This is a genomic window from Sulfitobacter sp. EhC04, from assembly GCF_001650875.1.
Classification (GTDB): domain Bacteria; phylum Pseudomonadota; class Alphaproteobacteria; order Rhodobacterales; family Rhodobacteraceae; genus Sulfitobacter.
This window is the reverse complement of sequence record NZ_LXYI01000016.1, coordinates 76429-87948: the sequence shown is the minus strand read 5'-3', so window position 1 is coordinate 87948 and position 11520 is coordinate 76429. Positions and strand designations below refer to the sequence as shown.

Genomic DNA, 11520 nt, shown 5'->3' with positions numbered 1-11520 from the left:
GGTTGGGGGTGAGGGGGACAGCGGGCTCATTCGGCGGCTTTCCTGGTTGTTTCCGAAACTGCGCGGCGCAATTTTCGGATCAGTTCAAGTTCGGATTGGAAATCCACATAGTGGGGCAGTTTGATGTGCTCCAGGAACCCGGTGGCCTGGATATTGTCAGCATGGCTCAGCACGAATTCCTCGTCCTGGGCCGGGGCGCCCAAGTTGTCTTCTCCGAGCTCTTTCCATCGCAGGGCCCGGTCCACCAGGGCCATGGAGATCGCCTTGCGTTCGGTCATGCCGAAAACCAGGCCATAGCCGCGCGTGAACTGCGGTGGTTCGGTCCTGGAGCCTTTGAACTGGTTTACGGTTTCGCATTCGGTCACCTCGATCTCGCCGATCTCGATCGCGAATCCCAATTCGGGAATGTCCATTTCCACGGCGACAGTGCCGATGCGCAGTTCCGCCACGAAGGCGTGGTTGCGGGCGTAGCCGCGCTGGGTCGAATAGGCCATGCCTAGGATGAAGCCTTCGTCGCCGCGCGTCAGGGACTGCAGGCGTAAGGGCCGATCAGCGGGCAATTCGAGCGGTTCGCGGGTCAGGTCGGGGGGTGTCTTCGCGCCAGCTTTCTCGGTCTGGATCAGATTTTCCCGATCCAGGAACGCCATGATATGGGGTGTCCGCGCGGGATCGGCGGGCTTCTCCGGTGCGGGCGGCACATCGCCTTCAGCGGCCAGTTTGAAGTCGAGCAAACGGTGTGTGTAGTCGAAAGTCGGGCCCAGCAATTGCCCGCCCGGTGCGTCCTTGAACGTGGCCGAGACGCGGCGGTCGCAGCGCATTGCGCCGGTGTCGATGGCATTTGAGGCACCGAAGCGGGGCAGGGTGGTGCGATAGGCGCGGATCAGGAAGATGGCCTCGATCAGGTCGCCGCGCGCCTGTTTGATGGCCAGCGCGGCCAGGTCGGGATCGAAAAGAGACCCTTCCGCCATGACCCGGTTCACGGCGAGTTTCAGTTGTTCCCGGATCTGGGCGACGGACAGTTCATCTACGTCGCTGTCTCCGCGACGTTCTTCGGCGAGCCAGGCATGCGCGTTGTCGATGGCGCGCTCGCCTCCCTTCACGGCGACATACATCAGGACACCTTTGTGCTGCGGGGCAGTGCCGCGACACGCGCGCCCGTGGTGAAGAAGTAATCATGACCCAGCGGGAACAAGGCGGCATTGTCCTGAAACCGTTTGAGGTCGGGCAATGACAGATTTGCGGTATCCTTGATGCCGGGTCCGCGCAACGTGGCGCCGGATGGTTCAAGATGTGCCATTTCGACAATCAGCGTGGCGGAACGGTCGGGATATTCCGAGGTGCCGATGGCAAAGGCAAATGGGGTCAGTGCGCCCCATGCGCCAAGGGCAAAACGCGCTGTTGCTGCCTCGGCAAAGGGCGCGCCGGTGTGGAAGGTGATCCAATCCCTGATCTGCGGCGTGTTATGGCCCGGTGCCAGAAAGATCGGCGTATCCGGATCGCACAGCGTCAGGATCAACGTCCCGGCGGCGGCGGAAAGCGGTGCCGGGGGCCTGGCCCCTGCGAGGGTTTCGATGTCGCCCGGTCGCGCCATGACCTGCATGATCGCGCGAAAGGCGGTTGCTGCCTCGATCGGGGCGTCGGCGAATCCGCCGGTGAGGGCCTGGGTCTGCATCAGTCTTCTCCCCGTGCCATGGTAAAGAAATCGACCTTGGTCGCGGCGGCTTTGGCCGCGCGGGTGGTCTGGCGGTGGGTCGCCGCCGTTGACAGCGGCGTCAGCACCTTGTCACGGATGTCGCTGGCGGCCGATGTCTGCATCCCGGCATCAAGCAGGGCGGCACGCAGGGCCTTTGTCTTGTCGCGGCCCTGCACATAGGCGTGCCCGTCCTGCCCGGATGACAGGCGGACAGAGCAGCGGGTGACAGTGATTTCGCCCAGGTTAAAAGGGGCACCCACTGCGCCCGCGCGGCCGCGGACCATAACGCTGCCAACTTCGGGCGCGCGCAGCACCTGGTGGTCAAAGCTGCGGTCCAGGGCGCGCCATGCGCCATCCAGTTCTGCGGCATCGCATTTGGCCAGCAGGCTCATCCATTGCTTGCGGTCTGCGTTCAGGTCTTGAATGACGGTCATCTAGACACCTTGTGGATTTGTCTACAATTCTATACAACTAGACAAATGATGGCGGATTCGCCGCTCTGACACAAGCCCCGCAACTGTGAAACTTTGGTGACACATGGCCCGCACACCGATCTGGAGATCCATCGCAACCACGCTGCGCGGCGAAATCAGCGCAGGGCAATACGCCCCCGGTGACAAGCTGCCGACCGAAGCCGTGCTGGCGGCGCGTTTCGGGGTGAACCGGCATACCGTGCGCCATGCGCTGGCGGCTCTGGCCGAGGATGGCGTGGTCTTTGCAAGGCGCGGTGCGGGGGTTTTTGTCACCCAGGTGCCGACCGATTATCCCATCGGCAAAAGGGTGCGGTTTCACCAGAACCTGACCTCGGCGGGACGGGTGCCGACAAAGCGGATATTGTCGATGCAGACCCGCGGCGCCACGGGCACGGAGCGCAGCCTGCTGGCTCTGGCAGACGGCGCACAGGTGCATGTGGTCGATGGGCTGTCATTGGCCGATGACCTGCCTGTCGCGGTGTTCACCAGCGTCTTTCCGGCGGCCCGTTTTCCCGATTTGCCAGCGTATCTGGAAGAGGCGGGGTCGGTCACCGAGGCGCTGCGCCGTTCGGGCGTGCGCGATTACACCCGCGCCTCGACCCGGCTGAAGGCGAAACTGGCCAGTGCCACGCAGGCGCTGCATCTGCAAATCGCCGAGGGTGCGCCGGTGTTGTTTTCGACCTCGGTCAATGTCGATCCGGAGGGCAGGCCGGTGGAATTCGGCAGCACTTGGTTTGCCGGGGACCGGATCACACTGACGCTGGACGGGGAATGAGGGGGGGTAAGGATTGCGAGAGTTCGCTGCGGTTGCGAGCATTACAATCTCCCGATCAGAAGCAGCCATTCCTTCATTCTTTGAGAAACAAACTGATTGGTCCAATTTTACAAAATATCAACTATCTTGACGGTATTTGGTCGACCTCACTTGAAAACAGCGCTTTGCTCTGTCCAAGATGAATATGCTGTGGGCCAAAGGTGAGCAAATTTTCTCTCTACTGCACAAGGTCATCAAAGCACTTCGCAACATCATTGGCAGTAAAGATGCCACCGTCGGTCCGAAGGAGCACCAAAGGAAAAATGCATTGACTACACATCTGGAAGAATACCTGGAGCATTATCAAACTCTTGAAAATCCAGGTTATGCCGTACTCGTCACCGGAGAATGGGGGTCAGGCAAAACCCATCAGATAAAACAAGTTATCCAGGATACCGAGCGATATTATGTTAGTCTATTCGGCATTCAAACCGTGGAGCAACTTCATGCAGAAGTTTTTGCGGTAGCCTCGCCGAAACTGGCGAAAGCAGCAAAACTTGTCGATGGAGCCAGTGGTGCAGCGGCCTCTATTGGGGGGCTATTTGCGTTTGCCGGTGCTACACCAAGCGTGTTTAACGCCGTTTTTCGCCGCGACATCAAACCAGATCGGACGCTGATCTTCGATGATCTTGAAAGAAGTGATCTCCGTCTGAAAGATGTTCTAGGTGCGATTAATTCATATGTTGAGCAACATGGCTTCAGGGTTGTTGTGCTTGCGCATGACGAGAAAATGACTGCGAAATTCGGAAAGTTGAAGGAAAAGACCTTTGGGCAAACGATCAAAGTTAGTCCGCAGACCGACGATGCATTTGAAAAATTCCTAGGTCAGATCAACCACCACAGAGCAAAGCGTTTGGTTGAAGAAAATCGCAATGCTATTTTGGCGGCTTTTCACGCTTCTGAAGTCAGATCGCTACGTATCCTTCGGCACGTCATCGAAGATCTCGACCGATTAGCTAAGACTTTGCTTGATGAACACATCCAAAATCAAGAAGCGATGGCGGAATTGGTCCCATTATTTGTCGCTCTAAATGTTGAGACTCGATCCGGTAGGCTCGACCGACAGGCGCTGATGAAAAGGCGGAGTGTTAGCATGGGATATTACATGCGTGCCCATGGAAAGACTGGTGATCAACTGCCTGAGAAACCTTCTTTTATGGTCGCTGATGAGCGTTACCCAAACATTGACTTGGAGAATAATCTTCTCAGTGATGATGCGCTATGCTCGATGTTTGTTGAAGGTAGTTACCCCGCTGAAGTTATTCACCAATCTCTAAATGACTCAGCCCATTTCTTGAAACCACAGAATGTCCCGCCCTGGCGCGTCGTCATTAATTTTGATGAGCTTGATGACGACATCGTCCAGGAGGCGGTTGTTAAAATGGAACAACAGATTGAGGAGCGCAGTGCGACGGTATCGGGCGAAATACTTCACATTTTTGCTTTGAAGCTAATGATGGTGGATTATGGAATCCAAGCGGGAACTATGGACGAGGTGGTCAAACAGGCAATCCATTATCTTGATGATCTTCGAAACGGAGGCAATTTGCCACCTCGGACAACTGACTGGAGATGGATCGACCCGTTTGATCAATCCTTTGATGGCCAAGGATATTGGGTTACAGAAGCAGCCAAGCCTTACTTCACAAAGATTTGGGACCATCTCATCGCGTCACGTGAGCTTGCTTTCGAAGATCAACTTCCTGAAATTCTGAAGTTGCTAATGGCGATGGTCAGATCGGACTCAAAACAGTTCTTTGAACACGTTTCGCAGACGAACAACGGCGAGAACCCATATGCTCTCATACCCCTGCTTCATCATATTCCCGCAGAGGAATTTGTAGCGACGTGGTTGGACTCGCCCAACGAGAACTGGCGGAATGTATACTATGCTATTGAAAACCGTTACTCACATGGCAGATTGAATAGCGATCTATCAGCCGAAGAAGACTGGGCTTACAATGTCTACCAGACTCTCATGCGAAAGGTTGACGAGGCTGAAGGCTTTCGTGCTCCGAGGATAAGTCGCGTAATTCCTAAAGTCTTAATTGAGCTGGCAAGCGAACGAGAGGCAGAGGAACTGCAGTGAGTATTATTCGGTGGGCTACTTCTCTTGCCTGCAGAGGCAGCAACCGCAGCGATAGTTGCGATCTCCGCGCTTACCGCTTCTTCACCTTAAGTTCATTTGTATTGGAGTGCCGCAATCCTATTCAAAACGTGGGGCATTATCGGCAGAGCGGTAGTGGAAATGATGCAGGCTGGCCTTTTCCATCGGGTGATCCGTCGCCCCGATGCGGACATAAGACGCGATGTTGGAAAACTTGCCGATCCCGGCATTGGCGATGTCGGCGAAGCGGTCGCAGTAGGAATAGTCGCCCACCCGGCTATGGGCCAGGCGGGAGCCGCGCCCGATTTCGACAAAATCACCGAACCGGCTGTCGGTGATCTCGCAATCGGGATGGATGAAAGGGGTGCCAGGCGTCAGGCGGGCCATCAATCTGCCCCGCCGCTGCCCGTGATCAGACGCCGCCGCAGCCAGCCCGACAGGCTGTCCATGACCATGACCATCAGAATGATCAGCACGATGTAATAGGTCACTTCTTCCCAATCCTTCTGGGTGATGATCGCCTGGGTCAGCAACAGCCCGATGCCACCGCCGGTGATTGCGCCGATGATGGTGGCGGAGCGGGTGTTTGATTCGAGGTAATAGAGCACCTGGCTGAGCAATACCGGCGTGATCTGGGGGATTACGCCAAAGCGGTAGCGTTGCAGCGGCTTTGCCCCGGTGGAGGTCAGACCCTCGATCTGCTTGTCGTCGACGTTTTCCAGCGCTTCCGAGAAGATCTTGCCGAAGGTGCCGGTGTCGGTCAGCATGATCGCCAGCGATCCGGTCAACGGGCCGGGGCCAAAGGCGCGGCTGAGCACGATGGTCCAGATCAGCCCGTCCACGCCGCGCAGAAAGTCGAAGATGCGGCGCGCGGCGAAGCGCAGACTGCCAAGCGGGGTAAAGTTGCGGGCCGCGAGAAAGCCCATCGGCAGTGCGATGATCGCCGCGCCAAAGGTGCCGAGGAAGGCCATCAGAACGGTTTCAACCAGCGCCCAGGCGACATCGGCGTGACGCCACATCCTGTTGTTCCAGAAGTCAGACCAGATGGCCCCGTATTCGCCGCTGGCGATCAACTGGGTCAGGCTCAGATCATGGAACTTGCTGTCTAGGGTGAAAAAGAACAACTCCCAGCCGGTGAAGTAGCGGAAGATTTCCGTGCGGTTTCGGGTGATGGTCACGCGGCCTGCATCGGTGGTGATGGCCATGCGGTTCTTTGATGCGTTGATCCAGTCAGGCACCGCGCCCGACGGCAATTGAGCATTCACCCCGGTTCTGCCCGGCACCGCGGTGATGGTGCCATAGCCGGGGATATCATAGCGCACGGTATCGCCAAGGGTGACGATGTGACCCTCGCCCAGGTCGACGGTCGATGCCGTACCCAGCGTGACCCAGTCCGGGCTTTCGCCCTGCGGGTAGGCACCCTTGCGCTCGCCCTCGATGGCGATGCTGATCTCGCCGTTGCGGTTGTCCTGGGTGACATGGGTCTTGTAGCTGTAGATGTCGCGCAGCAGCGTGTTCATGTTGTCCAGGCTGACGCGGTCGCGCAGGCCCGGCACGTCGAAGGCAAAGAAGACATAGATCAGGTAGGCCGCGATCAGCGCGGGTGCTGCAAGCGCGGTCAGTTTCTTGCGGGCGATCAGGCGGTCGGCCTGGAGGGTGAGGGTGGCGGTTGTCACAGGAGGGCTCCCTTGTCCTTGTAGGCCTTGCCGTGGGTCAGGCGGTTGCGGGCATAGCTGGAAAGCTGATCCACGATCACAATGGCCCCGAAGAGCAACAGGAAGATCGCCGCCGCCTCGTCGAATTTGCCCTGACCCCATGACATGGTGTTGCGCAGGTCATAGCCGATGCCGCCTGCACCGACGAAGCCGAGGATGGCGGAGGCGCGGATGTTGATCTCGAACCGCAGCAGCGCATAGCTGAGGTAATTGGGCGCGACCTGTGGCACGACGCCCAGCATCATCCGTTGCAGCCAGGACGCGCCGACAGAGGCCAGCCCCTCGACCGGTTTGAGGGAGGCGTTTTCGTTCACCTCGGAAAACAGTTTGCCAAGCGCGCCGATGGTGTGCAGGCAGATCGCGATCATGGCGGGGACGGGGCCACCGCCGAGCAGGAAGATCAGGATCAGGGCGATCACGATTTCCGGCACCGCGCGCAGGATATCCAGCACCCGGCGCACCGGGCCGACCAGCCAGGTCATGGGTGCCAGGCCACGGGTGGCCAGCAGGGCCGCGAAAAGCGCCAGTACAGCGCCCAGCAGGGTGGCTGCGGCGGCGATGTTGATGGTCTCGATCAGTGACGGCAGGTATTTCACGAAATAGCCGGGCAGCAGATGCGCGCGGGAGATCGCCTCGCTGATCACGTCACCGGGAAAGTCGAGGACATTGCGCCATCCGTCCCGGAAACCACCGGCATTGCGCGCGCCGGCGGTGGCAAAGCCCGCGACCATCAGGGCCACGAAGATGATCAGCAAAAGCATGTTCAACACACGTTTCTGTCGCATCGCCGCGACATAATCCGTGCGGATGTCCAGGACCGTTTCGGCCATTCCCCCACCCCTTTCAAAAAATTGCAGGCCCCGATGTGACACCGGGACCTGCAGCTCAACTTAAATTTCTTTGATCAATTCGATTTCGCCTTGCGGGCTTCGACGATCGACACATAGGCGTCATGTGTGATCGGATCGAACCCCAGGCTGTCACCCGCTGCCACGCCATAGGCGCAGTCGGGATCTTTTTCATAAAGAGTGTCGACCAGCGCGGTCATCTTGGCCTTGACCTCCTGGGGCAGGGCCTTGCGCAGGACAACGGGACCTTCGGGGATCGGCTTGGAGCGCCAGATTTCGACCAGATCGTTCATGTCGACCAGGCCTGCGTCCACGGCCTTGCGCAGCGCGCCGGAGTTATATCCGTCTTCCCAGTTGCCCTGACCGTCGGCCCATGTCACGCCGCCGTCGATGTCGCCGTTGGCGACTGCGACGATGGTTTGCTCGTGACCGCCGGTGAACTTCACCTCACCGAAGTAGGCACCGGAGTCCATTGTGATATCGGCACTTTCCTGCGGGATCTCGATGGAGGGGATCAGGTAGCCAGAGGTGGAGTTGGGATCGCCGAAGCCGAACACTTTGCCTTTCATGTCGGCAAGCGAGGTGATGCCGCTGTCCTTGCGGGCAAAGCCGATGGAGTGATAGCCGTAGGAGCCGTCAAGGTTGATCTTGACCAGCACCGGTTCGACCACTTCGGGGTCCTGGATATAGACGGCGGCATAGCCGGAAGCGCCCATCCATGCCATGTCGAGCGTGCCGCCCAGAAGGCCCTGGATCACGCCGTTGTAGTCGGCGGGGGCGAAGAGCTTGGCTTCGACGCCCAGTTCCTCGGCCGTGTAGTCGGCCAGGCACTGGTAACTGTTCAGCCGGTCCTGCGCGTTTTCGCCGCCCAGGATGCCGATGCGGAATTCGTTGATTTCGGTGGTCTGGGCCAATGCGCCCGTGCTGAGCGCGGTGGTGGCGAGAGCCGCTGCGAGTAGCTTGTTCATCTGTGTTCTCCAGTTGGTAAGGTGTTCCGCCCGGATCGGGCGGGGCAGGGTCGGTATTCAGGCAAGCGCATGGTCGAGTGTTTCGATCGAGGTCGAGGTTGCGGCTTCTGAAAAGGAGGCGTCGGCACCGTAGATTTCGCGCGCCATCGCGGTGGTTAGTTGTTCGGGCAGCCCGTCAAAGACGATCTTGCCATCCCGCATGCCCACGACGCGGTCGCAGTAGCGGCGCGCGGTATCGAGGGTGTGCAGGTTGGCGATGATGGTGCGCCCGTCCTCTTCGTGGATGCGGCGCAGGCTTTGCATCACGACCTGTGCGTTCATCGGGTCGAGCGATGCGATGGGCTCGTCCGCGAGGATGATACGGGGGTCCTGCATCAAAGCGCGGGCAATCGCGACGCGCTGTTGCTGCCCGCCGGACAGGGCCTCTGCCCGTTTGGTGGCATGTTCGGCGATGCCAAGGCGGTCGAGGATGTCGATGGCCCGGTGCACATCTGCTGTCGGATAGATGCTGAACATGCTGGCAAGGGTCGAGCGGCGGTTGAGGGTGCCGTGCAGCACGTTCGACACCACGTCCATGCGCGGCACCAGGTTGAACTGCTGAAAGATCATTGCGCAGCGGGATTGCCAGTCGCGCTTGTCCTTGCCGGAGAGCGCGGTGATGTTGCGGCCTTCGAAATTGATTTCGCCGGAGGTCGCGTCGGTCAGGCGGTTCAGCATCCGGAGCAGCGTGGATTTTCCCGCACCCGACCTGCCGATGATCCCGATCATTGCCGGGCGGTCTATGTCCAGGTTCGCGGACCTTACCGCGACATTGGGACCAAAAGACTTGGTCAGATCGGTCAGTTTCAACATAGTGCCCCCAAGGTTTGAGGCACCATCTGTCAGGGTGGGTTTTCAGGCATGTGTCGGTTTGACGAAACTTTTGTAACGACGTCTGAGCGCCCTTGGTTGCAAGGGGAGAGCAGTTTGCGCGATGATGGGCCAGGGCTGGACTTTTTGATCTGTTAGCGCTAACAAGGCCTGGATAATGGCTGATTGGCCGATGCGCCCGCAATGGGTGGCCCTGATACGAATCGATGGAGGATCCTATGCTGAACCAGACCGTTGCCCGCGTCACGGACCGCATCATCGCGCGCAGCAGCGCCGGGCGGTCTGATTATCTTGGACGGATGGCGAAGGCAGCGCAGGACGGCCCGGCACGCGCGCATCTTTCGTGCAGCGGGCAGGCCCATGCCTATGCGGCGGCAGGGCCGGACCAGGACGCGCTGGCGACGCAGTCGGCGGGGAATATCGGCATCGTCACGGCCTATAATGACATGCTGTCGGCGCATCAGCCGTTCGAGCGGTATCCCGAGTTGATCCGCGCCGCCGCCCGCGCCGCAGGCGGCACTGCGCAGGTGGCGGGCGGGGTGCCCGCGATGTGCGATGGCGTGACCCAGGGCACCGCCGGGATGGAGCTGAGCCTGTTTTCGCGCGACGTGATCGCATTGGCCGCCGGGGTGGCGCTGAGCCACAATACTTTCGACACCACCGTTTACCTTGGCGTCTGTGACAAGATCGTGCCGGGGCTGGTCATCGCGGCACAGGTATTTGGCCATCTGCCGGCGGTCTTTCTGCCTGCGGGGCCGATGACCTCGGGCATTTCGAACGACGAGAAAGCACAGGTACGCCAGAAATTCGCTGCGGGCGAGGTGGACCGCGCCGCGCTGATGAAGGCAGAGATGGGGGCCTATCACGGGCCGGGGACCTGTACCTTTTACGGCACCGCAAACACCAACCAGATGTTGATGGAGTTCATGGGGCTGCATCTGCCCGGCTCCAGCTTTGTCAATCCGAACACGCCGCTGCGCGATGCGCTGACAGATGCGGGGGCGCGGCGGGCGCTGTCGATCAGCCATCTGGGCAACGAGTATATTCCGACCTCTCAGGTGCTGGACGAAAAGGCGTTTGTGAACGGCATCGTGGGGCTGCATGCCACGGGGGGCTCCACCAACCTGCTGATCCATCTGGTTGCCATGGCACGGGCGGGCGGGATCATCCTGGACTGGCAGGATTTTTCGGACCTTGCGGATGTGACGCCGCTGCTGGCGCGGGTCTATCCCAACGGCTTGGCGGACGTGAACCATTTCCATGCTGCGGGGGGGCTGGGCTACATGATGGGGCAGTTGCTCTCGGCGGGTCTGCTGCATGAAGACGTAAAGACGATCATGGGGCCGGGGCTGGACCGCTACACCCGCGAACCCCGGCTGAAGGACGGTGCGCTGACCTGGGAGGAGGGCGCGGGCGAGACGCAGAACGACCGCATCCTGCGCCCGGTTTCGGACCCGTTCCAGCCCACCGGCGGATTGCAGCGGCTGGATGGGTCACTGGGGGCTGCGGTCACCAAGGTGTCGGCGGTCAAGCCGGAACATCACGTGATCGAAGCGCCGGTGCGGGTGTTCCACGATCAGGAGGCCGTGAAAGCCGCGTATCAGGCCGGGGAATTCGTGGAAGACGTGATCGTTGTGGTCCGCTTTCAGGGGCCCAAGGCGAATGGCATGCCGGAACTGCACAGCCTGACCCCGGTGCTGGCCAATCTCCAGGCGCGCGGCCTGAAGGTGGCGCTGGTGACGGATGGCCGGATGTCCGGCGCGTCGGGCAAGGTGCTGAGCGCTATCCACGTCTGTCCCGAAGCTGTCGATGGCGGTGCCATCGCCAAGTTGCGCGACGGTGATATCCTGCGCGTGGACGCGGCGAAGGGGCGGCTGGATATCGTGACCGAAGGGGTGCTGGACCGCGATTGCGTGGTGGCGGACCTTGCCGCGAACGGCTTCGGTCAGGGCCGCGAGTTGTTCAATCATTTCAGAACGCTGGTCGGCTCTGCCGATACCGGCGCAAGCAGCATCTAGAATCGGAGACCCAT

The 11520-nt window shown here is 59.9% G+C and carries 10 protein-coding genes and 1 pseudogene; 3 read left to right on the top strand and 8 right to left on the bottom strand.

Features of this window, described 5'->3' with window-relative positions:
• Nucleotides 1-26: 26 nt before the first annotated feature.
• Genes A8B82_RS08320 through phnG form a run of 3 tightly spaced genes read right to left on the bottom strand, consistent with a single transcriptional unit; the run spans nucleotide 27 to nucleotide 2127 of the window.
• Nucleotides 27-1112: a carbon-phosphorus lyase complex subunit PhnI gene (locus tag A8B82_RS08320; RefSeq protein WP_067290714.1), complete on the bottom strand. Its 1086-nt coding sequence runs from the start codon at nucleotides 1110-1112 to the stop codon at nucleotides 27-29.
• Nucleotides 1112-1672 carry a phosphonate C-P lyase system protein PhnH gene (gene phnH, locus A8B82_RS08315; RefSeq protein ID WP_067290712.1) on the bottom strand — a complete coding sequence of 187 codons (561 nt, stop codon included), beginning with the start codon at nucleotides 1670-1672 and terminating at the stop codon, nucleotides 1112-1114. Before phnH ends, A8B82_RS08320 begins: the two co-directional genes overlap by 1 nt.
• Nucleotides 1672-2127, bottom strand: coding sequence for a phosphonate C-P lyase system protein PhnG (gene phnG, locus A8B82_RS08310; RefSeq protein WP_067290708.1), 456 nt, complete (start codon nucleotides 2125-2127; stop codon nucleotides 1672-1674). Before phnG ends, phnH begins: the two co-directional genes overlap by 1 nt.
• 103 nt (nucleotides 2128-2230) lie before the next feature.
• On the opposite strand from phnG, the gene phnF reads away from it, so the two are divergent.
• Both phnF and A8B82_RS08300 read left to right on the top strand, forming a co-directional pair.
• Entirely contained in the window at nucleotides 2231-2941 is a 711-nt protein-coding gene (phnF, locus tag A8B82_RS08305; RefSeq protein WP_067290706.1) for a phosphonate metabolism transcriptional regulator PhnF, read from the top strand.
• A gap of 184 nt (nucleotides 2942-3125) precedes the next feature.
• A complete protein-coding gene (locus tag A8B82_RS08300; RefSeq protein ID WP_067290704.1) occupies nucleotides 3126-5069 on the top strand; it encodes a P-loop NTPase fold protein in 1944 nt (647 codons plus the stop codon).
• A 138-nt stretch (nucleotides 5070-5207) separates the two neighbouring features.
• Here A8B82_RS08300 and A8B82_RS08295 read toward each other — a convergent pair.
• From A8B82_RS08295 to phnC, 5 genes and pseudogenes are all read right to left on the bottom strand, one after another.
• Nucleotides 5208-5474, bottom strand: a pseudogene (locus A8B82_RS08295) (chloramphenicol acetyltransferase); the annotation flags it as partial.
• Nucleotides 5474-6763, bottom strand: a complete 1290-nt coding sequence (gene phnE / locus A8B82_RS08290; protein ID WP_067290701.1) for a phosphonate ABC transporter, permease protein PhnE — start codon at nucleotides 6761-6763, stop codon at nucleotides 5474-5476. The gene phnE (A8B82_RS08290) and the pseudogene A8B82_RS08295, both read right to left, overlap by 1 nt.
• Nucleotides 6760-7632 carry a phosphonate ABC transporter, permease protein PhnE gene (gene phnE, locus A8B82_RS08285; RefSeq protein ID WP_067290698.1) on the bottom strand — a complete coding sequence of 291 codons (873 nt, stop codon included), beginning with the start codon at nucleotides 7630-7632 and terminating at the stop codon, nucleotides 6760-6762. Before phnE (A8B82_RS08285) ends, phnE (A8B82_RS08290) begins: the two co-directional genes overlap by 4 nt.
• Nucleotides 7633-7706: 74 nt before the next feature.
• Complete coding sequence (phnD, locus tag A8B82_RS08280; RefSeq protein ID WP_067290693.1) at nucleotides 7707-8618, bottom strand: phosphonate ABC transporter substrate-binding protein; 912 nt, start codon at nucleotides 8616-8618, stop codon at nucleotides 7707-7709.
• A gap of 57 nt (nucleotides 8619-8675) precedes the next feature.
• A complete protein-coding gene (gene phnC, locus A8B82_RS08275; protein WP_067290690.1) occupies nucleotides 8676-9470 on the bottom strand; it encodes a phosphonate ABC transporter ATP-binding protein in 795 nt (264 codons plus the stop codon).
• A 236-nt stretch (nucleotides 9471-9706) separates the two neighbouring features.
• On the opposite strand from phnC, the gene edd reads away from it, so the two are divergent.
• Nucleotides 9707-11506 carry a phosphogluconate dehydratase gene (gene edd, locus A8B82_RS08270; RefSeq protein ID WP_067290689.1) on the top strand — a complete coding sequence of 600 codons (1800 nt, stop codon included), beginning with the start codon at nucleotides 9707-9709 and terminating at the stop codon, nucleotides 11504-11506.
• Nucleotides 11507-11520: the final 14 nt, after the last annotated feature.